The organism is uncultured Eudoraea sp. (assembly GCF_947490415.1).
Taxonomy (GTDB): Bacteria; Bacteroidota; Bacteroidia; order Flavobacteriales; family Flavobacteriaceae; genus Eudoraea.
On sequence record NZ_CANLGX010000001.1, the window covers coordinates 640653 to 667122 of the forward strand.

Genomic DNA, 26470 nt, shown 5'->3' on the forward strand with positions numbered 1-26470 from the left:
TTTAAAATATACCATACAAAAAAGACCCGGAAGTTTGCCGGGTCTTTTAATATCAATGATTGTTCTGCCATTTGTACTGCCAAACAACGCTCAGGCTTCCAACGCCCTGGTCTTACCCTTTAAATAAGATTTCTTTCTCCTTAGTACTGCCCTGAACAAGATGTCTAGTATAATATATGCTGTAAGTACCAGACTTAAGTAAGGCAAAACATCTCCTATAGTGTTGTAAATAGTAGCTACTCCTCTGGTCTTCACATTTGCAATTATAGTCTTATCAGCGGAAGAGAAAAAATCCATTTTAGCGATAATATTCCCATAAGGATCCGTTGCCAAAGAAGTTGCCCTGGATACAGGTCTGACTATGGAAACCCCATTTTCGATCCCCCGTAAGACGGCCATCTGGGCATGGTAGGGATCTATTGCTTTCCAGTCTCCGGACGGGATTAGCAGAATATCCGTTTTATTGCTCCCTGCCTGTTTCATAAAGTGAGGAAAATCAGCATCGTAACAAATTACCGGGGATAATTTGCCATAGGGCGTATCGATGACCGGCATAATATCATCGGAACCATAATCCTGTTCGGCAAAAGGAACCGGATTGCTTTTCAGATAGGTGTTTGCCAACTCACCTTCCGGGGTAAGGGTCATTGTTTTATTGACCAAAAGCAACCTGTCCGGACTATACGGTCCCGGATTTATCACTCCCAAAGAAATGAAGAGGTAAATCCCTTTTTCCCTGGCAAACTCTTTGGCCCTTTGAATTACTCCTTCCTCCTGATTATTAATAATTAAACCTATGGCTTCGGACCAGACAACTATCTTCGCGCCTTCATCGGCCAAAAGGGCCGTTTTTTGAAAAAGGAGTTCCAGATTACCTTCAAGTGTCTTTAGTGTCCTTTTATATTTGTCATCGGCAGGATTTTCAATAAAAGGTATCATGGCCTTATTGGCTTCCTGAAGTTCCGCGGAAGCCTGTGAAGTTTCCGGCGAAATACTGATCGTTTTTCCAAATTCGTCTTCATAAAGGGTTTCCATTACATTGGTATTGTCTATGGTAACCCCTGCTATTTTAACATATTCATCTGCTGAAGTATGGCTAAACGCCAATCTGAAAATTCCAAAGGCAAGGACTACCACATAAATTGTGGCAGCTATGGCGACTCCTCTTTTGATTTTTTTCCATTCCCATTGTAAGCCTGTCATCCAGTTGAACAGCGATGCGAACCAGGCAACTAAAAATGAAATCCCCCAAATACCAAAGACAGATGCAATTTGCTGAATAGCTTTAAACTGGTATTGGGTGTTGGCAATGGAGCTCCAAACATCCCCGTTTTCGAAGGTATTTAGGTATTCCAGGCTTATGAATGCCGCAGGAAAAATAAGTGTTCCCAAAAAACCTTTTTCTTTCGCTTTGCTCAGTTTATCTATAAGGTAGGGGATTATAGATTTCAATGATACGATCATGAGTATGATCATAAAAATGGGCAGGGGAGCCGGGAATACTTCATAGGTGGCCAACAACCCGGAAATATAAAGACCCAGTACCCCAAAAACCAGCACTTGCCATAATTTGACATTCCTCGAAAAATAAAGTAAAAAGGCAAGTCCAAACCAGGGTGCAATAAATATGGTCCACTTGGCTGAACCGAAGATCATAAAGAGCATTCCCAGAACTAATGCTACGTACGGATTCGATAAATAACGTTTTAGAGTTTTCATGATATTCTGAATTTTTTGATTATTGAACAAAGTAAGTGCATGAATTGCCCAAAGTCGACAGTATACATGAAGTCGAACCAAAAAAATGAGTATGATTTTCAGTCCCTGATATCGTACCTGTTAAAAGATCAGGTAGTGCCGGCTTTAAAAGCCGTTGGGGTTATTCCTGTATATTTTTTGAAAGCCGTATTAAAGCTCGACTTGGAACTAAAGCCCACTTCATACATTACTTCCAGCACAGTTAGTTTGGTATCCTGAGATTCCCTCAGGATACGTTTTGCCTCTTCGATGCGGTAACTATTGATCAGGTCGAAAAAAGATTTGCCCAATTCCATATTGATCAAGGTGGAGAGCTGACGTGGAGAAATCTGCATTTGCTCTGCAAGCAAATTCAAAGTTAGCTCCGGCTCCAAAAATGGCTTGTTTTTAGACAAATGCTCCCGAAGTTTTTGGAGCAGGGATTCATTTTCTTCTGATTCGACCGTGCTTGTAACCACACTTCTGGAAGCGCCAAGGAAGATCTCATTTTGGTGGAGCCCTTTGAGCAAGACACTGTTAATAAAAAACAACAAGCCTATTAAACCTAACGCTATTGCCCCCTGATCCATGCGAATAATCTGACTGTGCCTGAGTACGTTGCCAAAAGTACTTGCCAGCACGGAAATGATAAAAAAATTGACTAAGAAATTCAACCAGTTGAGATTTATCTTGTCAATATTCGAGAATTGCTCCACAATGGTGCGCCGGTAATGTTTAATAGTTATTTTAATGGCTACCAAATAGGCTAGTTCGTATATAAAACCGAAAACAGAGATAAGAATAGTGCTGAGATTCTTTCCTGCCTTAACATCTTCCAAAACCCATTGTTGCTTTTCCGGAGATTGGCTGTAATAAAAAACAACCAATAAAATTATAATTATTACAAAAGGTAACGCATGCAGTAAATGAATGTATCTGAGACTAAATTTAGGGGTGGTCAGGGACTGGGTATATAACAGTAGCAGTGGGGCGTGAAAAACAACCAGACTGTTAAGAATTAGTGCGTACTGGCTTTTCTCTTCATAGAATTCGGTGATAAGCAGGTAATAGTCCAGTAATCCAAAAGCCAAACTCAGGAAGAAAAAGGCCAGGAGGTAATTGCTCAATTTTCTGCCTTTTTTGGAAAAGAAAAGGAAGAAGCTTATAAAAAACAACTGAAAGAGTACGAGTAAGGTCAGAAAATTAAAAAGTTCTGCCATTTATTATTAACTGTTAGTTTCTGTATCAGATGGAAGGCAATATTTATTATTGCTTCTTATAAATGTATTACATAAAACCGAGTAAATAAAGTTTCTAACCTCAAGCGCTGTGATAATTCTCCTTAAGGGACTTTTCAATATTCAAAAACTGAACTAATTAGGGATTTTACGAAAGAAGTTGATCATTGGAACTGGTAGAGCTATCCAGCGTAGTGAATTATCTATAATTATAGTATAGTGGTTTGTTCAGAAACAGGAATTTAACCTTCACATTAGAGTGAGGACCAGAACAATTATTCACCTGGGTATTTCTTTCTGTAATACCCTTATTTATCCGGTTTTGGGTACGTTCATTTTCACAAATTCTACCCTTCTGTTATTAGCTTTGCCTTCAGGTGTGCCATTATCAGCCACCGGTACATCTTCTCCAAATCCTTTTGAGACCATCCTTTCGCCGTCAATCCCCTGTGCAACTAATTCATCCACTACTGTCTTAGCCCGCTGTTCCGATAAAGTCATATTAAACTGAGTGTCACCATCACTATCCGTATGTCCTTCAACACTAAAATTAATTTCCGGATGCTCCTTCATTAGTTTCGCAACTTCATTAATTACACCCATAGATTCAGGTTTTAAAGTTGCTTTTCCTGAATCAAATTTTATTCCGTTAGTAACAATTTTCCCATCGGTTAAAAATCGATCATATAGTTGTACGGCGCCTTCTGCTATGCGGATATTTTTTATCATTGTGGGATAATCACCAGTTTGGCTAAAATCATAAGTACTCCCTTTCAAACTTATTGCTTGTGGATTTCCTTTTACATTGGGCAACATTAACAATCTGTCCTGATCAATATATATTTTTAGCGCTCTTATATTAAAGGAAATTGCCACATGACGCCAGTGGGGATACTCTTTTTGAGATTCTTTGGGTAAATTTCGACGCATTCTACCGCCGTCATAAGAAGCTCCTTGTTCATAGCCCACATCAATAACACCAATATCTCCTAGTTCAGATGGGCGGTGGTGAGCTTTTCCTTTATCCCAGAATAATATTTCATATTTGGTAGTTCTATGTGACAAATACATGTCGAATTCTATGGTAAATTTTTCCGGTAGATAGTCCCCCTCTTTCTTCATAAGTGGTTTTATGGTTGCCCCGGAACTTTCAACAGGAAACCGAATAACATTTTCACCTTCAAATAAGGCATTTTCAACGTAGCCATCAATTAAATCCCATTGTGAGGGGAATTCCCCATTTTGCTCTCCCTCTAAATTGTCTTCAAATATTACTGTTTCACCCGGCACAAAATCATATTTAGACCAGGGTTTAGCAACCTGGTCATCTGTGGTTTCTTCAGCCTTCAGTTCATTTTCTTTGGTTTGTTTTTCTTCTGGTTGAGGTTCTTCTTCTTCCAATGCTTTTTCAACCTCCTTTTCGACTTTCTTTTTTAGTTTACCCAGTATTTGTGCCTCAGACACGGCAGGCATCTGAAGGAACAAACCAACTATCAGGAATAAAAATATGTTTTTCATGATCTGTAGATATAAAAATGATTTCTTTTCGCGTTTGGAACAAAACTATGAACCCCTTTGGAGGATGTCAATGATATAGGTCAGTACCGTTTAGTATTTCTATATGAGATTATAGCTTCGTTTCCTGCTATCTAAAAAAATAGACAAATTCAAAGTGCTTATGGTCGTTTTTGATGAATTTATCTCCAGCACTATCCTACAGGCACGCACGGGAACCCATCAATTCTCTAATTCCATATCACCATCAAACACTTGCATACATTTTTCGATTTCCTTATTGGCCCCCTCCGCAGTAAAACCAAGTCCAATAGCATATTTAAAAATCAAATTCCGCTCCGCTTCATCAATTTCATGATCGGCACAGATAATGCTGAACAGGTCATGGAGCCGTTCAATGCGTTCTTCTAACGAATAGGGTGGAATCAAGTGGTACTTCCGGGGATTTTTAAGTATAGGTTTTACTTCTTCCTCTGAAACATCGAGCTTAACGGCCAAACGTTTCAAAACAATTTCTTCTTCGGGGTTGATAGGGCCATCTATGATCGCCAACTTTACAATAGCGGCGAAATGCGATACTTTACTTTCGTGCTCCCCCGATTCGTAAGCTTCAAAGATTGACATATTCTGTTTCTTTTATAGGTTGCCGTATATTTAATAATTCTTTTTTTTGGCCTTAAGGCGGGCTTAAAGCATTCCTCCTATATAATTGAACACCCTTGTTTTGTAATCGTTAAGCCCGGTATAGAATTCCTCAAAACGATCTTTTAATTCCTTATGGTTTTCCAGGTAAAAGGTATCGCAAGAAATGTCCTGACACTCCAAAATACCTTGTAACTTATCTTCATATTCAGAAATTTCTTTCTTTAAGTTCTTCGTCTCCCTTGCTCTGGTCTCAATTTCATGCCTGAACTTTTGCAACCGCTCAAAAAGATTAGGCGTGTTTTCTTTGTAAATATGAGCATTCAATAACTGTTCTATAAACTGGGTTTCAGTTTCAATATATCCAAGGATCAATTTCCACCATTGGGCATCATGGTGAAAAGCGGTCAATAGTTCTTCCTGTGTGTTTTGTTCACCCAACATTTTTAGTATTTTAAAATTGATGGAAAAGTTACGTTTTTTGGTAACGCTTTTAAATGATCCATATCAGTTCTGTGTCTTTTTTTCTAAGAAATTTGTAATACTTTTGCCCCCCTGATTTTTTGTTCCTTTACCTCAATAAGTGCTTTATTTACCTGTTCTAAAGGATACAATTGGTACTCGGGTTTAATGGAGGCCTTTTCCGCCAGCTCCAAAAAATCGGACACATCTTTGGCTGTTAGATTAGCGACCGACTTAATATTTTTCTCCATCCAAAGATGATCCTGGTAGGACAGGTTTTGCAGATATTCCCGGTCCTTATTTTCCTTTCGAATAGCGTTGATAATCAATCGGCCTCCCTTTTCCAAATTGCGAAGTGCTTCCACAACAGGAGCCCATGCAGGAGTGGTGTCGATAATGGCATCGAGCTTTTCGGGGGATGTATCAGTCGTTTTACCAGACCAGATCGCCCCTAGTTCCATGGCAAATTGCCTTTCCTCAGCTTTTCTCGCAAACACAAAAACTTTGGTATTCGAATAACGATGTTTGATCATTTTGAGTACCAAATGTGCCGAAGCACCAAACCCCATAAGTCCCAAATTATCCCCGTCCCTAATTTGGGCAAGCTGAATAGAACGGTAACCGATAGCACCAGCACATAGCATAGGTGCTGCTTCAGCATCAGTAAAAAAATGAGGAATAGAACAGGCGTATTTTTCTGGAACGGTCATATATTCTGCATAACCTCCATTTACGTCTTTTCCCGTTGCAACAAAATCATCGCAAAGGTTTTCATTACCCTCTAAACAAAATTTGCATTTGCCACAGGCGGAAAAGATCCAGGCTACGCCAACCCTATCTCCTACCCTGAATTTTGAAGTGCCTATACCTAATTTTTCTACAACACCAATAACCTGATGGCCAGGTACCACTGGAAGTTTTGGAGGTTTTAATCTTCCTTCGATTTCATCAAGTTCAGTATGGCAAACCCCACAGACCGAAATTTTAATGCGTACTTCATTTTTTTTTGGTTCAGGAATGGGAATATCGCACAATTGAAGAGGTGCTCTGTTTTCTTTCAGATCAGATATTTGGTTTAATATCATTGCTTTCATATCTGTATACGTAAGGTATCATATAAAAATAAGCGCAATGCTTCATGCCTGCCATGACCTTTATCAGTAGCCGTAGTAGTAAAAATTGAAAATAAGAGTCGTTTAAAGTAGAAAACACAAAATCTGCAACGTGACCTAAATCATTTCATAAGTGACACAATATGAATTCCTTTGGATACCATTAAAAATCATGATTATGAAAACAAAGACACTTTTATTCATTTGGTTACTCCCTTTTTTAGTGATCTCGCAATTTAAAACCGGGGAGGATATCACCATTTCAACTCCTCAGAACGACGATGTTTACCTGACAGGCAAGGATATAAGTATTGATGCAATGGTCAAAGGGGATTTAGTAGCCGCTGGCAGCTATATTACCGTAAACGATTCTATTACCCAGGATCTTATTGTGGCCGGTGGTGAGATAATTGTCAAAGGCTATGTGGCAGATGATATACGTATGGCTGGTGGAAAACTGACCATTGACTCAGAAGTCGGCGATGATGTCATCGTTGCCGGTGGCGAACTTACTATTACCAAAGATGCCGTGATAAATGGCAACCTGATAACCGTGGGAGGCAAGACCAGAATAAAAGGAGTCATCATAGGAATGCTAAAAGCAAGCGCGGGTGAACTGGTAATGAATGGCATAGTGGAAGGCGATGCAATGCTGCAAGGAGGGGAATTGAAAATTGACGGAATAATACATGGCACCTCCGAAATCGTGGCAGAAGATCTTGAAATCGGTGAAAATGCCCAATTTCATAAAGATGTTTCTTATTGGTCGGAAGACGGTCAAATCGATTTTAAGAATTCGCTGTTCAATGCAACGGCCAAACTAGATGAAACCCTGATGGGCGAACATGAGGAAATTCCCTGGAAATTCTTTGGTATTGCCGCTTTTGGCTTTTGGGTCTTTTATATACTTTCAGCATTTTTGGTCATCCTGTTATTGAATTACTTTTTTAAACCTCTTCTTACCGAGGCGGTTACCTATATCAAAGAAGATTTGTGGAAAAGTTTTGGCTACGGTCTTATTTATCTTTTTGGCCTGCCTATCCTTATCGCGTTTACATTTATGATCATCATCGGCATCCCCATCAGCCTGTTCCTTCTGTCGTTCTATCTTTTTAGTTTGCTGTTCGGGCATTTAGTTGGAGCCTTGCTGCTTACCTATTATTTGGAAAAACGAAATGGCCAACCCTGGGGAGTTTGGAGAACCTCGTTTATAGCACTGGGCTTTGCAATTGTCTTACGATTATTAACTTTTATTCCCTTGTTGGGGTTTCTAATTGCATTCCTGGTAATGACACTTGCGTATGGTTTATTGGCCTACACGATATGGCAAAATAGAAATCGAAAAAATCCAAAATTAGTTGAAGAATGATAGCATCCGAAGAAATACGTAAAACCGTTTCTATTAGAATTGAAAGTATTGTCTTAAAAGGAAATCTGATCGTACCCGCAAAAGGGACCGGTTTGGTTATTTTTTCTCATGGCAGCGGAAGCAGCCGACTAAGTCCAAGAAATAATTATGTAGCTGAAGTGCTACAGAAAAAAGGCCTGGCTACATTACTCTTTGACCTTTTGACCGAGGATGAAGACCGCATTTATGAAAACCGTTTCAATATTGATTTACTGACTATCCGCCTGATCAACGTAACGCAATGGGCACAACGGCAAAACGAAATCCACGGCTTACCCATTGGGTATTTTGGCGCAAGTACAGGAGCCGCGTCCGCATTACGGGCGGCCGCCTTTTTTGGCAAGGATATCAAGGCAGTAGTCTCAAGGGGTGGAAGACCTGATATGGCCTTGCAGGAACTCAAAAAGGTTACTGCCCCAACACTCTTAATTGTCGGTGGCTGGGACAACGTGGTCATAGAGCTCAATGAAATGGCCTATCAAAAATTACAATGCGAACGCAAATTACAGATAATACCCAAAGCAACACACTTGTTCGAAGAACCCGGCAAACTGGAAGAAGTCGCAGGCATATCGGCCAATTGGTTCGCCGCGTATCTCCTAAATAAAAAAGTTGAAAGTCATGTTTGAAGATAGAGTCGATGCCGGAACGCAATTAGCAGAAAAACTAGTACAGTTCAAAAATAATAATGTAGTAGTGCTGGCCATCCCACGAGGAGGGCTCCCCATTGGTTCTATAATAGCAAAGACCCTAAAAGCTCCTTTGGATGTCGCCCTGACTAAAAAAATTGGTCACCCTTATCATAAGGAGTATGCTATTGGTGCGGTAAGTTTGGAAGACATGATACTTACCGATGCCATAGGAGTTAACAAAAGCTATATAGAAGAAGAAGTCTATCGGATCCGGAAAAAACTAAGAGAGCGCCATAATCAATATTATAGAAACCGTCCTCCCCAAAATTTAAAGAATAAAACGGTAATCATCGTAGATGACGGCATTGCTACGGGGAATACCCTTATGGCTACTGTGGAGCTTGTCAGTAAACAAAAACCAAAAAAAATAGTTGTGGCAATACCTGTGGCCCCGAGTTCCGGGATACACAAATTTGAAAACAACCCGAAAGTCGATCAAATTATTTGTCTCCATGCTCCTTATTATTTTCAAGCTGTGGGACAGTTCTATAAAAAATTCGAACAGGTTTCTGATCAGGAAGCGATTCAGTTGTTGGAAGAAACCGATGCAACAATGAAACCTAACCTTTGACTACCACTACAGGTTTAAGTTTAGCTACTTTCCTGGCAATACCGGAATTACTTACGGTCTCGACCACCATATTAACATCTTTATAGGCTACGGGCGCTTCTTCGGCTATACCCTTAAAGGAACCTGCTTCAACAAAAATGCCTTTTTCTTTGAGATTTTCTTTGAGTACCGGAGCATTTACTTGTTTCTTTGCAGCCGTCCTGGACAACCTTCTTCCCGCTCCGTGGCAACATGAACCGAAGGTCAGTTCCTTGCTTCTGGTAGTGCCGGCCAATACATAGGAACAAGTACCCATGCTTCCGGGAATAATCACGGGTTGCCCTACCGATTTATAGGATTCAGGTAATTCTTCAAACCCCGGACCGAAAGCTCTTGTAGCCCCCTTACGGTGTACAATAACCTCAACTTGCTTTCCATCGACTAAATGTCTCTCAACTTTGGCAATATTGTGCGCCACATCATACATCAGTTTAAGAGGTTCAATGTTTGGTCCAAAAATATTCTTCCAGGCGTTTCTGACCTCCCACGAAATTACTTCCCTGTTGCACCAGGCATAATTGGCCGCAGCACACATGGCTTTGAAATAATTCTGTCCTTCTTTGGAATTGAAAGGCACGCAAGCCAATTCCCTATCGGGCACTTCAATGCCATAATTGGGCATTGCCGATATGATTTGACGAATGTAGTCAGTGGCGACCTGATGTCCTAACCCACGGGATCCGGTGTGAATCAATATCACTACCTGACCTTTGGCCAGTCCGTAAGCTTCCGCAATGGACTCTTCATAAATCTCCGCCACATAATCCACCTCTACAAAATGGTTTCCTGAACCTATGGTGCCCAGTTGGTCAGTACCCCTTTTTTTTGCCATATCGGAGACCAAAGACGGATCTGCATTTTCCAACCGACCATTGCTTTCCATAAAAGCCAAATCCCTCTTTTCCCCATATCCTTTTTCAACAGCCCACTCGGCTCCTTTGAGAAGCACTTCATCCATTTCTTGCGTAGAAAGTTTAATTTGCCCGCCTTTTCCCATCCCAGAAGGGACCTGGGCATACATTTCTTTGGATAGTATCTCCAATTTATCTTTGATGTCTGCTATTTTTTGGTCGGAAGTAAGTAACCGTACCCCGCAATTGATATCATAGCCTATACCCCCTGGGGAAATTGCTCCGTCTGGATGCAAAGTGGCCGCCACGCCACCAATGGGAAAACCATATCCTTCGTGAACGTCGGGCATAACAAGGGAAGCTCCCTTTATACCGGGCAGGGATGCCACATTTACCAATTGCATAAGGGACCGATCTTCCATAATGGCGTCGAGCAAAGGTTCTGATGCCAATATCCTTGCGGGTACCCGCATATTAGGTCGGAACGCTTTGGGAATCTCCCACAAGAAGTCTTCTATTTTATGGATATCGGCTTTTTTAATTTTCATTTGTTAAATATCAAAAATGATCAGGGTTTCCCAGTCCCTGTTATTATTTTTTTGCACATCAGCCTCATGGTAAGTCACTGCCTTGATTTCCTCGTCAAAACCTTGGGCTTGTTGTCTGCCATGAATCTCTGCCCTTATCTTCGTGGTTGTCAACTCAAAAATTTTTACTTCACAAAAAATCGCTTTTTCGGAATAAGAATTAGATAGTACTTCAGATAAAAAATCAATAAGCAGGCAGGTTTCATCATGTGCCGTAAGTTCAATTTTTAACTTGACCATAAATGGGCCATTCTTATCACAAAAACCATCCCTTAAAATGTTACCCATTCCCAATACTCCTGCAGTAAAAAGCTCTTCTAGACTGGAACCCTCTATTTTCATGCGGATATCCGCAGTGTGGGGAAGGTATCTAATCTTCATTTTTTGGTCGCTTTCACCACTAGAAAGGAACCCTCTCCAAAACCTGGTTTTGGAATTTGTATTTCCTCGATCTCGTCTAAATCACCAAAAAGGGTCTGGTTGAATTCCAGGTTTTTGAATCCTGCTTCCTTTAGCAATGTCTGTATTCGGTCTACGGTATAAAAATTGGCCTTTGCGAAGAACGTACTTCGATGGCGTTTTTCGATATATTGTTGCGCTATACTTCTATCCTTATCCAAAAACCCGATCAACACAGAACCTTCGTGTTTTAAAACCCTGTGCGCTTCGGCCAAAGCATTCTTTAAACTAGCCAAATGGCAAACGGTTACAAAAAGTACAAAATCGAATTGCAGGTCTCCGTACGGAAGGCGTTCAGCTAACACCTCAATAACCTCTATTCCCCTGTTGATGGCTTTTTCTGCCATACTCCTGGAGGGCTCTACGCCTTCTTTAATTCCTAAAGGAAGGGCAAACCTTCCGGTTCCCAAACCCACCTCAATACCTCTGATATTTTCCGGTAGTTTTAATAATTGTTCCCTAATCGCAGCAAGTTCGGAATGATAGACTTCAGAATAGTCTTCGTACCATTTCTCATATTCTTCTACGTGTCTGTCAAATATTTCTGTATGTGTCATCGTGCTTCTGTTTTTGATTCCCTAAATATCATGAGAATTAAGTCCAGCTGCAATGATCTATGTCAATAGGGGCAGCTTTTTAGAAGTAAAAAAACCAGGCCTGCGCTTAGTGCACCTGGTAAGAATGTCAACAAAAGATAAGGTACCGCCTAAAGGAAATTCAGCTTTTCCGCAGTACCTTATCAAACCAATCTAATTAAAGTCAACCAATTTTAGTGTTCCAATACTTCAAAAGTTACTTTGGTATTTACACGATATTCAGAAATCTTATTATTAGTTACAGCTACCTGCATGTCTTGCACGTAGACCGATTTGATGTCTCTCACGCTTTTTGAGACTTCGTTAATAACATTTTGTACGGCATCTTCAAAACTTTCCGTAGAATTTCCTAAAATTTCAACAACTTTTAATACTGACATAATTATTTGTTTTTATTAATTTATAAACTAAGTTCCTGTTCTTTAGTAATCAATAGCTGAACTTCGGTGTTTATCGCTTCAAAATTAAATTACTGATTAAGCCTCACTAGAAGTTGAATCAATCTCCCAAGAATCGAATTATTCAATACGGTATATTTTCCCTGGAAACCATCAAAACCTAAAAACAGCGTTCATCGGACTTTCCTTTACGGGCATTTGTTCAGGAGGCAAAAAATACACTTCACCCCCTTGTTCAAAAGTTAGCAGAGCTGCCAAATTGGTCAATGATACATTGTTAATTTCGTTTTTCTGATCTATTGTAACTTCATTGTCCTTCTTATCATAAATGCCAAATACATCGCCGCCTTCTTCTATAAAGAGTGTGTCAATCTTGCCATTGATAGCAGCATTAACAATGACATCTATCTCATAAGAAGTCTTCTGTGTATGGTATAATTCGTTGAACTTGTTAATCTTAGTAAACTGAGGTCGCCTAAAATATTCCTCAACCAGCGCCCAGGATTCCCGATGTCTTTCATCATCATTTTTATATTGAGGGTCTCCTGGCAAGTGCTTGTCATACAGATTGTGATGTGTATTTGCTTCTGCATACATCGCGTACAAGCGATCAGTACATGAAAGAACCAAGGGAGCCTTCGAATCTGTGGCAATTTTTTTTACGCCATCATCCAACATCCTGAAGTACCGGAACAATTCATCCTTTTCGTCTTCCTTTCCCTCTCCCTGACCATGGAACGATGCCCCATGTGTAGCTTGCCCACTCCTGAACTGCAAATTCTTTTGTTCATAATCCGATCCAACGGCATCTTCCAGTTGTCCCGGGGCGAAATCCTCCAGATATAAATCCTTAAAAGAGTAACGTGATGCCTGATATAGTTTTACATAATCCTGGCTAAGATCCAACAGATAGTATAGCCCATCGTTATGATATAATGGCAGCAGGGGCAAAAGATAAAAATGGCCCGCTACATAGGTTTTTGCATCGAATGATATGGGAACCATATAATATCTCATCCCCTTCTCTGAATCCAAAAAAATAGCCAATCCATCTGAGGGGTTCCTCCACAGTTGTACCTTGTCTAAAAGCTGCTCTACAGGTTCGAGATATTCCTTTATTTCGTTCATATGCATTTGATGTTCAATCAACTTTTTCTGTACCTCGTTGATACTTTGTCTTAGCCGGGCCTGCGCTAAATGCATATTCTGTTCCTTGCCTTTTTTATCCATGGGCAGGAATATGGAAACACAATAAAGACTGCGTGTTTCGGCTAGGGTTTCAAAGTCTTTTTTAGGCAGTGGATGTTTTTCGGAAGTATTCATGACTCAACTATTTTGAACCAAAATACCCAAATCAAAGAAAACTCAAAATGATTTTAATCAGTAGGTTGAAATTATTGTGATAGCCATAATGTGCAATTAACGACTTCTCATGCCAGCAATAGGACGTTATTTTTTAAGTATTTTTTGCTTATTTACGTGTTTTTCAATAGTAGTTAAAAGGTCTTCAAGTTCAAAAGGTTTGGTTAGGTAATCATCCGCGCCGGCATCGATACCTGCCTTAATATCTATCTTTTCCGATTTTGCGCTGAAAAAAATAAACGGTATTCTTTTTAGATCAGGATCTTGCCCCACATGTCTAAGTACCGCAAAACCATCCATCTCCGGCATAAGAATATCACAGAGTATCAGGTCCGGGGTTTCACATTTAATCTTTTCGAGACCCGTCCTACCGTTCGAAGCGGCAGACACAAAGTAGCCCTCGAGCTGCAAAAGTTCTGCGGTATTCCCGCGAATGCCCACATCGTCTTCAATAATAAGAATGCGTGTCATAAGCAATATGAATTGGGTTATAGAAGATACAAAAACAGTTCTTATTGAAAGAATAATCCTATCTAAAATGTGAACTTTTTTTCAAATAAGGAAAATTCACATTCTAGCCACCCTCATTCCTGTGCATCCCTTAACAAACCAGCACCATGTAAAGCATATCCCCGGCATGGAAAAAAGTGGTCTGAACTTATTTTATCCACGAAACTGCCAATGGAGAGTAAGGAATGATTTATATCATTTCTGATTAGCGTCAATGTAACTTCCTTTATACCAGAATTTTTAAGTAACAAACTTTGTTAAAATGAAAACTATAAAAATAGTTGTGATAGTACAGGAAAAGTAATAACGGTTAATAAATAAACATTGAAATGAATAAGATTATCACCCTGACCATGAACCCTGTGGTCGATAAAGACACCTCTGTAGCAGGCATTGTGCCCAACAAAAAGTTGCGATGCAAAGCACCTGCCTATTATGCAGGAGGTGGAGGCATCAATGTTTCAAGGGCTTTGAAGAACCTGGGTTTTGAATCGCTTTGTATGTATTTGTCGGGCGGCCCAATGGGAATCCACTTGCAACAATTAATATCCAATAATAATATCGAACAAAAAGTAGTTCCAATTGAAGGGTGGACCCGTGAAAACCTTTCCGTAACCGATACAAATACCCAATTGCAATACCGATTTGTAGTGCCGGGGCCCATCGTAAAAAAAGAAGAATGGAAGGGGGTACTGATCCTTTTGGAGGAAATTTTACAAAAAGACGATTTTTTAGTCGCCAGTGGAAAATTGCCTCCCAAAATGCCAACTGATTTTTATGTGCAGGTCTCGAAAATCACGGATAAAAAGGAAGCGAAACTGGTGTTGGATACTTCCGGCGAAGCATTGCTCCCCAGCATGAAAGCTAATATTTTTCTAATGAAGCCCAACTTAGGTGAGCTGAGCACTATTCTGCATGTAGCATCCATCTCGGCTATGGAACTGGAACCTTTGGCCAAAAGGCTCCTTGAAGAAATTAGTTGTAAAGTACTCGTGGTTTCCTTAGGTGCGAAAGGTGCATTATGGGCGACCAAAAATGAAATAGAATATATTCCCGCCCCTACGGTACATCAAAAAAGTACCATTGGCGCAGGCGACAGTATGGTCGCTGGTATGGTATTCAGCCTAACCCATGGAAAATCATTAGGGGAAGCCGTAAAATATGGCGTAGCATGTGGTACGGCCGCTACTCTTCATCCCGGCACACAACTTTGTAATAAGGAAGATGCGGACAAATTATATGAGTGGATAGAAAATAATACTGTTAAAAAAGCGAAAAAAATCCCCAAACTGATCTAGGTCATTTGAAACCAGAAATTGACCTTGTATTTTTGTGGTTTAGTTAAGAATAACAAAGTTCATTGAAAAATTTACAAGCCTTACTCGGGGGAATTAAGGCTTGACAGGACGGAAGAGGCATGACGTTCCTTTAGACCATTTGAATCGCGATAGGATTTAGCTATAAATTTTGTTGAGGTCAGTGTAAGCGGTAATCGGATCAGAAAGCATCATCCGGGAAACCGGAACATTTGGGTGTTCCGGTTTCTTTTTCAAAAAATAGTATTAACCTGACGAAGGTCATGTTGAACCTGGACGCCATTCCTTAGTTTAGCATCTTAGTTGAATGGAATAGTTCTTTGAAAATGAAGTCTGAACGACTTCTATCATGATAAATAATAAAAACTTATTATTCGTGGGGAGTAATAAGGTCTAGCATAAGAAGGTGTCGGAAATGCCCCATGCCGTGTAATTTTAGCTATGGCCTAGCAATAGGTTTCACTCAAAATTACGCAAAGCGGTCAAAGGTAGTTTTTACACTTTCTTGGAAACTGGAACATGCAAATGTTCCAGTTTCTTTAAAGTATTGATCGGCATCATTGCAAAATGGTAAAGGTCATAGTAAAGGAAATGGATGCAGTCAGTTCTCCAATCGATCGTTTAGGTCGTTTTAGCAATAAAATGGTTTAAGAGATTGATATAAAAGTGTTGATGAATCCCCTTTCTTTATGAAAAACAGGAAGTTTCGGCTTCCTGTTTTTTTTTGACTTCAATATATAGGCTTCAAAACAGCAATCACTTGGCGACCATGGGCTTCATCTTCCCTCAAATATTTTGGGAAAATTTCCCGCAAATATATTATGATGCCAGGTATAGAAATGACTTATCTCATTTTAACCCGATTTAGATTTTACATCAATAATTTTTTCTTTCTCGTATAGTACGGGTCAAGAATCAAGACCAAAGGCATAATATTGTTTTCCGGGCGTATCTTCATATATACCTTCAAGCATCACGCCGCCCTTTTTATTTTCCAAAATCGCAACCAATTCCTTTATATTGGTCACTTTTTTACCATCAATATGGGTAATGATATAACCGGGACGCATTTGAGTACTTTGGCGTAACAGGCCGGGATACAGGTTAACGACTCTTACTCCACCATCTAAATTCAACTTTTTAGCAGTTTCCTTATCCAGTGTTTCAAAATCAGCACCCAGATAATTGAGCATTTCCACATTTTCCTTTTTCGTAATATCAGTAGTGCCCTTAACGTTTTCAAGAGTGACTTTAAAATCCTTTTCTTTTCCTTTTCGGTTTACGATGATTGATAATTTGTCTCCCGGTCTGTGCTGGGCTATGATTTCCTGCAATCTTGGAGAAGTGGCAACTTTTATTCCATCTACTTCGGTGATAATATCCCCGGCTTCGATGCCTGCCTTCTTAGCCGCACTATCCTCTCCCACGTTTTCGACCCAGACCCCTTTAATAAAATTCATCTCCTTTTCTTTGGCCAAGCCGCCGGTCATGGTCCGTATAGTTACCCCGAGCATTCCCCGCTGTACACTACCATATTTTAAAAGATCGGCAACTACTTTGGAGACGATATTGCTGGGTATGGCAAATCCATATCCGCTATAACTTCCTGTTCTGCTTGCGATGGCCGTGTTGATGCCAACAATTTTACCATCAAGATTAACCAAAGCACCACCGCTGTTACCTGGATTAATGGCCGCATCGGTTTGTATAAAACTTTCCACAGCTAATTTTTCAGGATTGATATTAATATTACGTGCTTTCGCACTGACAATCCCTGCAGTAACTGTGGAGTAAAGGCTATACGGGTTTCCGATGGCCAATACCCATTCCCCGATCTCTACTTCGTCAGAATCGACGAATGACAAATACTGTAGGTTATCTCCTTTGATCTGTAACAACGCAATATCGGTAGTAGGGTCGGCGCCAATTACCGTGGCTTTATAGGTTTCATTGTCATGAAGGGTAACTTCCAATTCCGTGGCATTATTGATAACGTGGTTATTGGTTACGATATGGCCTTTCGCGTCGATAATGACACCAGAACCTGAACCGTACATTGGTTGTTGAGGCATATTCTCCGGCATTTGAAAACGATCTCCGAAAAAATCTCTGAAAAAATCCGGCAATTCGCGGGGCAGCATATCCGAATTTTTATCGATGCTGGTCTGAGTAGACCTGATATGTACCACAGCATCTAAAACCTTTTTAGCGGTTTCGGTAAAATCTACCGGTCCGCTTTTGACTTCTTTAACGTCATTTTTTACCGTTTCTTCATGACTTTTTTGCTCAGCGTATAATTGTAGGCGCTCATCATCCGGACTTTCCTGTTGTCCATTTAAATCTTTACAAGACGTAAGCGAAACTGATATCGCCGCTATCAATAGTATTCCGATGCCTGTTTTTATTTTTCTCATGACTTTAAATTAATTCTACAATGGTTTATCCGTTACTTCTACTCATATTTCTGTTGCTTCCCGGGGTATTCCGATTGCTCCTGCCTCGATTGGCATTATGCTCGTCATGGTACCCCCGAATGTTATCATCACTATAATCTCGAATCCGTTCATATCGTGATCGCCTTAAATCGATGTTTCGGTAACGCGGTGGCAATGTGTTGCGCCGTACCCAAACGTTTCCATCCAAATACAGATAGGTTCTTGCCGACAGATCGTAGTAAATCATGTATTCGGGAAAATAGACATAGCGCACCACCTCTATTCGGTTTGGATAAAACCAGGGTGGCGGCGGATTGTGGGGTCGAGAAGTAACTACAACCGGGCCACATCTTGCCAATAACAATAAAACTATGACCATAATAAATAGTATTCCTGATTTAAATAGCCCTCTGTTTTCCATCACTTTTAATTTCAATAACAAATTAAAGGGAGGATAGAGAAATTCGAAATGACCTACATCATATCAGAATACATGCTTTTAAAATAATTTTGTGATTGTTCTACGGAAAAATACCCGTGTCCTAATATATGATGATAAAGGATTGTTCAAATAAATACAACGAACCATATAAGGTCATGAAGACTTTAAGCACAGACTTGTCAGATACCGTAGAAGCACTATATCAATTTGCAATTTTGGAATGGAATGAAACAAGTGTCAAATAAAAATAAAAAAGGAGCATCCAATATTTCGGGAAGCAATAAAAGCTCCCCTAAACCGCCCTATGGAGGTTATGGTTTCAGTTGGTACTATTTCTTTCTATTTGGACTCATATTGTGGTTTGCTCTCTTTTCCAATCCCGTTTCCGGTACCAGGGAAATCAGTTGGTCTTTTTTGCAGGACTCCCTTTTAGCACAACAGGAGGTCGCAAAAATCGTAGTGGTTAACAAAGAATTTGCAGAAGTCTATATCAAAAAAGATCGCTTGGCAGACCCTAGATATAAAGAGGTCAGAGAAAAATTGTTCAGCACTGAAGTAGGGCCGCAATACCGCATGAACATAGGATCGGTAGAGACTTTTGAGGACAAATTGCAACGGGCGCAAGAGGATTTTTCCCCTTCAGAAAAAATAAGTGTACAATATGAGACCCGTACCAGTTGGATCGGCATCCTGTCCTGGCTGTTACCTTTTGGGATTATCATTTTATTCTGGATGTTTATGCTACGGCGAATGGGTGGAAAAGGTACAGGTGGCAATCCGCTTTTCAATTTTGGGAAATCAACACCCCATATTTCGGAAAAAGGCACCAAAAGCTCAGCAAGCTTTGAAGATATTGCAGGTTTAAAAGAAGCCAAGTTAGAAGTCATGGAGGTTGTGGACTTCTTAAAAAATCCTGAAACTTATACGAAGCTAGGCGCTAAAATCCCCAAAGGCGTATTGTTGGTAGGCCCTCCCGGAACGGGAAAGACTTTAATGGCGAGGGCAGTTGCAGGCGAGGCGCAGGTTCCCTTTTTCTCAATGTCGGGATCCGAATTTGTAGAAATGTTCGTGGGTGTGGGAGCCTCCAGGGTACGCGACCTCTTTAAAAAAGCCAAAGAAAAAGCACCGAGTATCATATTTATTGATGAAATAGATGCCGTGGGCCGCTCCCGTGGCAAAGTCAATGCGTTCCAGGCCAATGATGAACGGGAAAGTACTTTGAACCAATTACTTACGGAACTTGATGGCTTCGGCCCCAACACAGGAGTTATTGTACTAGCTGCCACCAACCGTCCCGATGTGCTGGACAAGGCCCTGTTGCGCCCTGGAAGGTTCGACCGCCATATCTATCTTGAACTGCCTACCAAAGAGGAACGAAAAGAAATCTTTGGAGTGCATCTTCGTCCTCTAAAGCTTTCAAAAGATGTAGATGTGGATATTCTTGCTAAACTGAGTCCCGGTTTTTCAGGAGCGGATATTGCCAATATCTGTAATGAGGCTGCACTGATCGCGGCCCGAAAGAAAAAGAAGAAAGTGGAACAAGAAGATTTTATGGAGGCCCGTGATCGGGTCATTGGTGGTCTGGAACGCAAAAGCAAGATCATCTCGCCCAAAGAAAAAGAAATCGTGGCACACCACGAGGCGGGGCACGCCGTGGTCAGTTGGTATCTTAAAAATGTAGATTCTTTGGTCAAGGTGTCCATCATTCCGCGAGGAAAATCTTTAGGTGCTGCCTGGTACCTGCCCGAAGAAAGACAAATTGTAACCAAATCACAATTTATGGATCAGATTTGTGCCTCGTTAGGAGGCCGGGCTGCGGAGGAGATAATTTTTGACGAGCCTTCCTCAGGTGCTTTAGACGATTTGGAAAAAGTGACAAAACAGGCTTATACCATGGTAGCCTACTATGGTCTGGATGAGGAGATAGGACCAATCAGTTTCTACGACTCCTCGGGACAAAATGAAAGGTTATTAGGGAAACCCTACAGTGAAAATATGGCGCAACAGATCGACAAGGAAGTAAAGGAGCTTGTGACCACGGCTTATGAAAGAACAAAAAACTTACTGTTGAAACATCGTGATGAACTGGAAACACTGGCACAACTTCTCTTAAAACAAGAAGTGGTTGAAAAAGATGATCTGGAGAAGATATTGGGGAAAAGAGGCGTAAAAGAACTGTTAGAAAGCAAGGAGTGAAATTATAGAACAGAATAAACGTATAAAAATTAAGTGATCATGGAAAAAACACAAAAACCGGAAGAAGTAATCTTTAATGAAGATTTACATTTTGAACACCAACAATGGCGCTCAGAACTTGCATTTTGGGAAGACGAGTTAAAATCCTTTAATAACAGATTAAGTGAACTTGTAACCCGGTGGACTGATAAAACAGTATTGGCAGAATTGGAACATTATCAAAATGAATTTATCCTTCATGGTGGTGTCATAGACGATTTGCAGGAAACTATTGAGCAACATGAGACCCGTATTGCCGCCCAAACAAAAACAGGACAAGATACTTTAGATGCCCTACTCGTAAAAAGACATCTGGAATTCAGAAACCGTATGGAGACGCAGCGACAGATCTATGCCGATTTGAAAAAAGCATTTTTTAAGTTTCTTTCAAGATACATGTAAATAATCTTGATTTATAACTATCTCGACTAAAACAAAATTAAGCTGACCAATGTCATGATTAATTATTTATTGTTATGATACATTAACACATTATTTATGACGTATGGAGTCCTTTTAAGGCCTCTTTTATATTTTGTGCTTTTGGTTAAATTTGTCAAAGATCAACCGAGAACAAGATTACAATGGCGAAAAGAAAAACATCGGCTACCAAAAACACAACCAAAAAAGTGCCTCTCAATAAAACGGGAAGTACTAGTGTGAAGGAAGACAAATTCCTTATTGTAGGTATGGGGGCATCTGCTGGCGGTCTTGAAGCCTTCAAAGAATTTTTTGCTAATATGCCCCAAGATCCGGGAATGGCATTCGTGTTGGTGCAACATCTGGATCCTACCCATAAAAGTCTGATGGTGGATCTCTTAAAAAAACATACCGAAATGCCGGTATCTGAAGTGAAGGATCGCACTGCAGTTAAACCCAACCATATTTATATCATTCCTCCCAATAAGGATATGGCCATATACAATGGCTCGCTTCGTCTAATGACGCCAATCGCAGCCAGAGGTTTTCGAAAACCAATAGATTACTTCTTTCGGTCATTGGCACAAGACCAGACTGAAAGGGCAGTGGGAATCATCTTATCCGGTACGGGAACTGAAGGCACTTTGAGCCTTAAGGATATCAAAGGGCATGGGGGTTTATCTATAGTACAAGACCCTGAAACGGCAAAATACGATGGTATGCCCAGAAGTGCTGTTGCCGCCGGGGCCGAAGATTTTGTTCTTCCCATCAAAGAAATGCCTAAAATGCTACTCAAATATGGCAAGAACCGAAAACTCAAACCCGAAGAAAAACAGACTAAGATTGAAGCCGCGAACGACCTTTTGGACAAAGTTTTTATTCTGTTACGCAATGAAACAGGCTGTAATTTTGGAGATTACAAAAGCAGTACTGTAATAAGAAGAATAGACAAGCGCATGGCGCTCAATCAAATTGATAAGCTGGAAAACTACTTAAAATACCTTCAAAAAAACCGTGATGAAGTCATTAAGTTGTTCAGGGAACTACTGATCGGTGTGACCAGTTTTTTTAGAGACAAGGAAGCGTATGATGCCTTGCAAAAGTCTATCATTCCGGAGATCCTGAATAAAAAAATGGATGGCGATACTATCCGTATTTGGGTGCCCGGTTGTTCAACAGGAGAAGAAGCTTATTCGCTGGTGATTCTATTTGATGAGGCCATACGAAAACAGTCCAAAAAACTTAAAGTACAACTTTTTGCCTCCGATCTTGACGGAAACGCCATCAACCTTGCTCGTCAAGGTGTTTATCCCGAGACAATCGCAACCGATGTGAACGAAGAACGCCTCTCTCGTTATTTTCAGAGCTACTCGACAACCTTTAGGATAAAGAAAGAGATTAGAGATCAGATTATTTTCGCTGAACACAACCTGGTTAAGGATCCCCCGTTCTCGAAACAGGATCTGATTAGCTGCAGAAACCTACTGATCTATCTGAACCTCGCTGCGCAAAAAAGAGTATTTACCATTTTTGATTATGCCCTAAAACCCGGGGGGATACTTTTTTTGGGCAGTTCTGAATCCTTAGGAGAGTTTGCCAATCATTTTGACATAATCGACCGAAAACACAAAATATTCAGGCATAAAAATATAGTATTGGCCAAAATGCCCAATATCGGCGAACTTTTCCGGGAGCCAACCAATATAAAAACAGAAAACCCATCGCTCTTGAAAATTCAAGCCAAGGAAAATTTAGCCGGAATTACAGAGCGTCTGCTCTTGGCAAATTATGCCCCAGCATGTGCAATTATAAATAATGAAGGCGATGCAATATATTTTTCCGGAAATACGGGAAAATACCTACAACCCTCTCCCGGCGAGGCAAAGTTGAACGTGATAGACATGGCTCGTGAAGGGCTTAAAACCGACTTGCGCACCCTTATCTTAAAAACAGGGAAAAGCAAAAAGACCGAAGTAAGAAAAGGTATTACCGTAAAAACCAACGGTAGCTTTCAGACCATAGACCTCAGAATCAGGCCCTTGAAACCTTCCGGTGTCATTGAAGGCTTTTTCATGGTTACCTTTGAAGATGTACAAAAAGTAAAAAATATACCTTCCAAAGTCAAACAGACCACTGCCGAGGAAACTTCGGAACTACATGCTTTGGAACAGGAACTTACCGCCACCAAGGAATATCTGCGTTCTACCATAGAAGAACTTGAAGTCTCAAACGAGGAACTGAAATCGAGTAACGAGGAACTGCAATCAAGCAACGAGGAACTGCAGAGCACAAACGAAGAACTCGAAACCTCGAAAGAAGAACTACAGAGCGTCAACGAAGAGATCGTTACGGTAAATACGGAACTTACCTCTAAGATAGATGAGCTTGCACAGGCCTACGACGATATGAACAATCTTTTGTCGAGTACCGAAATAGGAACTATTTTTTTGGATTCCGATCTTAAAATAAAACGTTTTACGCCCCCCATGACCAAGATAATCAACCTGATCGAGAGCGATGTGGGAAGACCCGTAGAGCATTTATCATCGAATCTGATTTTTGATGGTTTCGTGAAAGAAGTGAAAAAAGTGCTGAACAAGCTTAGGCCTTTTAACACCTCCGTAAAAAGTAGCGATGGTACTTGGTATAAAATGCAGATCATGCCCTACCGCACCTCTGAAAACGTTATCGAAGGCGTAGTTATCACTTTTGTCGATATTACCCATGAAAAACAATTGGCTGAAGAATTGAAAGAAGCCAAGGAAAACTATGAACATTTGCTCGAAATGTCAAAGACCATTGTCTATACACAGGACAAGGATTTAAAATATACCAGTATTGCAAACATACAGTCAGACTTTCAGTTCAGTGCCATGGTTGGAAAAAAGGATGTCGATTTTTTCTCAAAGGAAGATACGGAAAAACTGGAAAAAATAAAGAAGCAAGTTCTAAAACAGGGAAAGCCCATACGGGAAAATATAGCTCTGAAAATCGGGCATACACAACACTTCTACGATCTTATGGTGCGCCCTGTTTATACGGATGAAAAAGTTGAAGGAATCGCCTGTATCTTAATAGATATTACCGAACTTTCAGAAACCGAACGGGCATTGGCAAAACTTAAAAAACAAAAAAATGGCAGCTAAAAAGCCATTGCATAACACGTTACGTGACAAAGCGGAGGCCAAAGTCAAAAAATTGCCTCTATCGGCTTTGGACCTTACCATGGAAAAAGCCAGGGTTATGATGCATGAGCTGGAAGTGCATCAGGTGGAACTCGAGATGCAGAATCAAGAACTGCGCGAGGCACAGCACCGTCTGGAAGAAGCTCGTGACCAATATACCGATCTATTCGACTTTGCCCCGATAGGCTACCTCATCTTGGACAAAAAAGGTGTAATCAACAACATCAACCTTACAGCTTGTAATCTGCTGGGTATAGAGCGTGTGCATTTGAAGGGGAAACCCCTCTCGGCCTATATGTTTAGTGGCGAGGCCAATAAACTGTTATTGAAATTGCGAAAAGCCTTTAAAACTGGTACTTTGCCCGCATTGGAGCTGCATCTGAAACGTAATGGAAATAAAGACTTTACTGCTCTGATTCATGGTATAGTAGTTGTAGGTGGAAATCAAGATAATCCGTTATGTCGCATTGCTATGCAGGATGTTACTGAACTTCGTGAAGCAGAAGCCCTCCAACAGCGCCATGAAGACCTGCAAAGAGAAAAGGAAAGCATTCAACAATACAATGAGGAACTGGAGGCCATTGTAAAAAAACGTACGAAAGAACTAAGTGAAGCCCTGGAAGCAGAAAAGCAGATCAACGAAATGAAAAGTGCCTTTATAACGATCGCTTCCCACGAACTACGGACACCGATTACCATTATCAAGTCGTCGGTCATTCTTATAGAGAAGTTTAAAAATCTGGGGCGGTACGATAAAATCGACCCACATGTCGAACACATTAAATCGTCTATCAATAATTTTACTGCAATTCTAGATGATTTTCTTTCCCTCGAAAAACTAGAAAGGGATGCCGTGAGGGTCAAAAAGGAAAACTTAGAAATTCCAGAATTTATAAAAGACCTCAAGACAGAAATGGAAGGTATTTTAAAACCTGGACAACATATTAATTATTACCATGAGGGAAGGACTGAGGTCATACAGGACAAAAATATCCTGCGCCATATAATATTCAACCTGTTGATTAATGCTATAAAATACTCAGAAACCGATGTAACCTTGCGTACCCAAACTTTGAACGGGACGTTGACCGTAATGGTGAAGGACGAGGGGATTGGTATTCCCCTTGACGACCAAAAAAATCTCTTCAAACGATTTTTCAGAGCCAAAAACGTTAAAGATTTTCAAGGTACAGGATTAGGTCTGAGTATTGTTGAACGCTATCTTGATTTGCTGAATGGAACCATCCAATTTCAAAGTATACCGGGTAAAGGCAGCACGTTTACGATAACTCTGCCTCAAGATTCCTAATCTATTCCTTCCTAAAGTTTTGAAAAATTTAACAGTTATTACTTCGGCCAGCTGATGTAAATCATTTTAACGCCCATAATGCAATACTAACTTTGGGCCAGTTTAAAAAAGTTTAATCTAAATTTATGTAACCATGAAAACGGATGTGGAAATTAAAGATGATGTACTGGACGAATTGGCATGGCAACCAGACATTGATGAGACCGAAATAGGGGTCATTGTTGAAAACGGAGTAGTAACGCTTAGTGGTGTAGTAGATAGCTATTCTAAAAAAATTGCCGCTGAAAAAGCGGTAAAAGGCGTTGAGGGCGTAAAAGCCTTGGCAGGAGATATCGAGGTAAAATATGGTGAGGCATTCAAAAAAACAGATAAGGAAATTGCCAAGGCTGTTGTGGATGCCCTGGAATGGGACTCTTCTGTGCCAGAAGAGGATCTGACTATTAAAGTTGAAGACGGTTGGGTATACCTTTCTGGTGAAGTCAACTGGAGCTATCAAAAAAAGGCAGCGAAAAGTGCCGTTGAAAATTTACTCGGCGTTCGGAGCGTTATTAATAACATTAACATCAGACAAGATGTAAAACCTTTTGAGGTAAAAGAGAAAATCAAGAAAGCTTTCGAACGAGCAGCAGAAATCGATGCGAACAATATTGCTGTTATAACAGATGGCCATACAGTAACTTTAAAGGGCAAGGTAAGTTCCATTAAAGAAAAAGAGGATGCGGAAACAGCAGCATATCGCGCTCCTGGTGTCAATTATGTAAACAATGAGCTTAAGGTGCAATATTATACCGAATACGCATAGGTAAAGTGAAAAAATAACCGGATTTTTTTGATGCTCAACAAAAACGACCCCGATTTATTTCCAAATCGGGGTTGATTTTATCCGCTATTTAATAATACTTAGGTGTCCAGTATTAAAGTCAACAATCCCTGAGCTGTTCCATTTAAA

At 40.4% G+C, this 26470-nt stretch carries 23 protein-coding genes; 9 read left to right on the plus strand and 14 right to left on the minus strand.

From position 1 onward, the window contains the following. Positions 1–90: 90 nt before the first annotated feature. From Q0874_RS02835 to Q0874_RS02860, 6 genes are all read right to left on the minus strand, one after another. Positions 91–1719, minus strand: a complete 1629-nt coding sequence (locus tag Q0874_RS02835) for a nitrilase-related carbon-nitrogen hydrolase (RefSeq protein ID WP_299159116.1) — start codon at positions 1717–1719, stop codon at positions 91–93. Between the two features lie 128 nt (positions 1720–1847). Next, the gene (locus Q0874_RS02840; RefSeq protein ID WP_299159118.1) at positions 1848–2957 is read right to left on the minus strand and encodes an AraC family transcriptional regulator; all 1110 of its coding nucleotides are present in this window, start codon (positions 2955–2957) and stop codon (positions 1848–1850) included. A gap of 330 nt (positions 2958–3287) precedes the next feature. Further along, entirely contained in the window at positions 3288–4493 is a 1206-nt protein-coding gene (locus tag Q0874_RS02845; protein ID WP_299159120.1) for an OmpA family protein, read from the minus strand. Between the two features lie 219 nt (positions 4494–4712). Beyond that, positions 4713–5114 (minus strand): TerB family tellurite resistance protein, encoded by a 402-nt coding sequence (locus tag Q0874_RS02850; RefSeq protein ID WP_299159122.1) that lies wholly within the window; start codon positions 5112–5114, stop codon positions 4713–4715. 63 nt (positions 5115–5177) lie between these two features. Further along, positions 5178–5576 (minus strand): hypothetical protein, encoded by a 399-nt coding sequence (locus Q0874_RS02855; protein WP_299159124.1) that lies wholly within the window; start codon positions 5574–5576, stop codon positions 5178–5180. Between the two features lie 83 nt (positions 5577–5659). Next, complete coding sequence (locus Q0874_RS02860) at positions 5660–6679, minus strand: zinc-dependent alcohol dehydrogenase family protein (protein WP_299159126.1); 1020 nt, start codon at positions 6677–6679, stop codon at positions 5660–5662. Between the two features lie 205 nt (positions 6680–6884). Here Q0874_RS02860 and Q0874_RS02865 point away from each other — a divergent pair, with 205 nt between their 5' ends. The 3 genes from Q0874_RS02865 to Q0874_RS02875 are packed head-to-tail and all read left to right on the plus strand — an operon-like array spanning position 6885 to position 9377. After that, positions 6885–8075, plus strand: coding sequence for a hypothetical protein (locus tag Q0874_RS02865; RefSeq protein WP_299159128.1), 1191 nt, complete (start codon positions 6885–6887; stop codon positions 8073–8075). Further along, entirely contained in the window at positions 8072–8743 is a 672-nt protein-coding gene (locus Q0874_RS02870) for a dienelactone hydrolase family protein (protein ID WP_299159130.1), read from the plus strand. Before Q0874_RS02865 ends, Q0874_RS02870 begins: the two co-directional genes overlap by 4 nt. After that, positions 8736–9377 carry a phosphoribosyltransferase gene (locus tag Q0874_RS02875; RefSeq protein WP_299159133.1) on the plus strand — a complete coding sequence of 214 codons (642 nt, stop codon included), beginning with the start codon at positions 8736–8738 and terminating at the stop codon, positions 9375–9377. The genes Q0874_RS02870 and Q0874_RS02875 overlap by 8 nt, the downstream gene beginning before the upstream one ends. Here Q0874_RS02875 and Q0874_RS02880 read toward each other — a convergent pair. The 6 genes from Q0874_RS02880 to Q0874_RS02905 all read right to left on the minus strand — a co-directional run bounded on the left by Q0874_RS02880 (position 9367) and on the right by Q0874_RS02905 (position 14140). Beyond that, positions 9367–10815: an RtcB family protein gene (locus tag Q0874_RS02880; protein ID WP_299159135.1), complete on the minus strand. Its 1449-nt coding sequence runs from the start codon at positions 10813–10815 to the stop codon at positions 9367–9369. The genes Q0874_RS02875 and Q0874_RS02880 overlap by 11 nt on opposite strands. 3 nt (positions 10816–10818) lie before the next feature. Next, positions 10819–11235, minus strand: coding sequence for an archease (locus tag Q0874_RS02885; protein ID WP_299159137.1), 417 nt, complete (start codon positions 11233–11235; stop codon positions 10819–10821). Then, complete coding sequence (locus Q0874_RS02890; RefSeq protein WP_299159139.1) at positions 11232–11870, minus strand: class I SAM-dependent methyltransferase; 639 nt, start codon at positions 11868–11870, stop codon at positions 11232–11234. Before Q0874_RS02890 ends, Q0874_RS02885 begins: the two co-directional genes overlap by 4 nt. A 212-nt stretch (positions 11871–12082) precedes the next feature. Next, positions 12083–12289: a dodecin family protein gene (locus tag Q0874_RS02895; protein WP_299159141.1), complete on the minus strand. Its 207-nt coding sequence runs from the start codon at positions 12287–12289 to the stop codon at positions 12083–12085. A gap of 171 nt (positions 12290–12460) precedes the next feature. Continuing rightward, on the minus strand, positions 12461–13630 hold the full coding sequence (locus Q0874_RS02900; protein ID WP_299159143.1) for a hypothetical protein: 1170 nt from the start codon (positions 13628–13630) through the stop codon (positions 12461–12463). Between the two features lie 126 nt (positions 13631–13756). Next, positions 13757–14140 carry a response regulator transcription factor gene (locus Q0874_RS02905; RefSeq protein ID WP_299159145.1) on the minus strand — a complete coding sequence of 128 codons (384 nt, stop codon included), beginning with the start codon at positions 14138–14140 and terminating at the stop codon, positions 13757–13759. Between the two features lie 368 nt (positions 14141–14508). Here Q0874_RS02905 and Q0874_RS02910 point away from each other — a divergent pair, with 368 nt between their 5' ends. Then, on the plus strand, positions 14509–15477 hold the full coding sequence (locus tag Q0874_RS02910; RefSeq protein ID WP_299159147.1) for a 1-phosphofructokinase family hexose kinase: 969 nt from the start codon (positions 14509–14511) through the stop codon (positions 15475–15477). Between the two features lie 926 nt (positions 15478–16403). Here Q0874_RS02910 and Q0874_RS02915 read toward each other — a convergent pair. Further along, a complete protein-coding gene (locus Q0874_RS02915; RefSeq protein ID WP_299159148.1) occupies positions 16404–17909 on the minus strand; it encodes a Do family serine endopeptidase in 1506 nt (501 codons plus the stop codon). 25 nt (positions 17910–17934) lie between these two features. Then, positions 17935–18351 (minus strand): hypothetical protein, encoded by a 417-nt coding sequence (locus Q0874_RS02920; protein WP_299159151.1) that lies wholly within the window; start codon positions 18349–18351, stop codon positions 17935–17937. Positions 18352–18597: 246 nt separating this feature from the next. Here Q0874_RS02920 and ftsH point away from each other — a divergent pair, with 246 nt between their 5' ends. From ftsH to Q0874_RS02945, 5 genes are all read left to right on the plus strand, one after another. Continuing rightward, positions 18598–20568, plus strand: a complete 1971-nt coding sequence (ftsH, locus tag Q0874_RS02925) for an ATP-dependent zinc metalloprotease FtsH (protein WP_299159153.1) — start codon at positions 18598–18600, stop codon at positions 20566–20568. Positions 20569–20607: 39 nt separating this feature from the next. Then, a complete protein-coding gene (locus Q0874_RS02930) occupies positions 20608–21009 on the plus strand; it encodes a hypothetical protein (protein WP_299159155.1) in 402 nt (133 codons plus the stop codon). A gap of 182 nt (positions 21010–21191) precedes the next feature. After that, on the plus strand, positions 21192–24173 hold the full coding sequence (locus Q0874_RS02935) for a chemotaxis protein CheB (protein WP_299159157.1): 2982 nt from the start codon (positions 21192–21194) through the stop codon (positions 24171–24173). Next, positions 24163–25521, plus strand: coding sequence for a PAS domain-containing sensor histidine kinase (locus tag Q0874_RS02940; RefSeq protein ID WP_299159159.1), 1359 nt, complete (start codon positions 24163–24165; stop codon positions 25519–25521). The genes Q0874_RS02935 and Q0874_RS02940 overlap by 11 nt, the downstream gene beginning before the upstream one ends. A gap of 133 nt (positions 25522–25654) precedes the next feature. Beyond that, positions 25655–26323 (plus strand): BON domain-containing protein, encoded by a 669-nt coding sequence (locus Q0874_RS02945; RefSeq protein WP_299159162.1) that lies wholly within the window; start codon positions 25655–25657, stop codon positions 26321–26323. Positions 26324–26470: the final 147 nt, after the last annotated feature.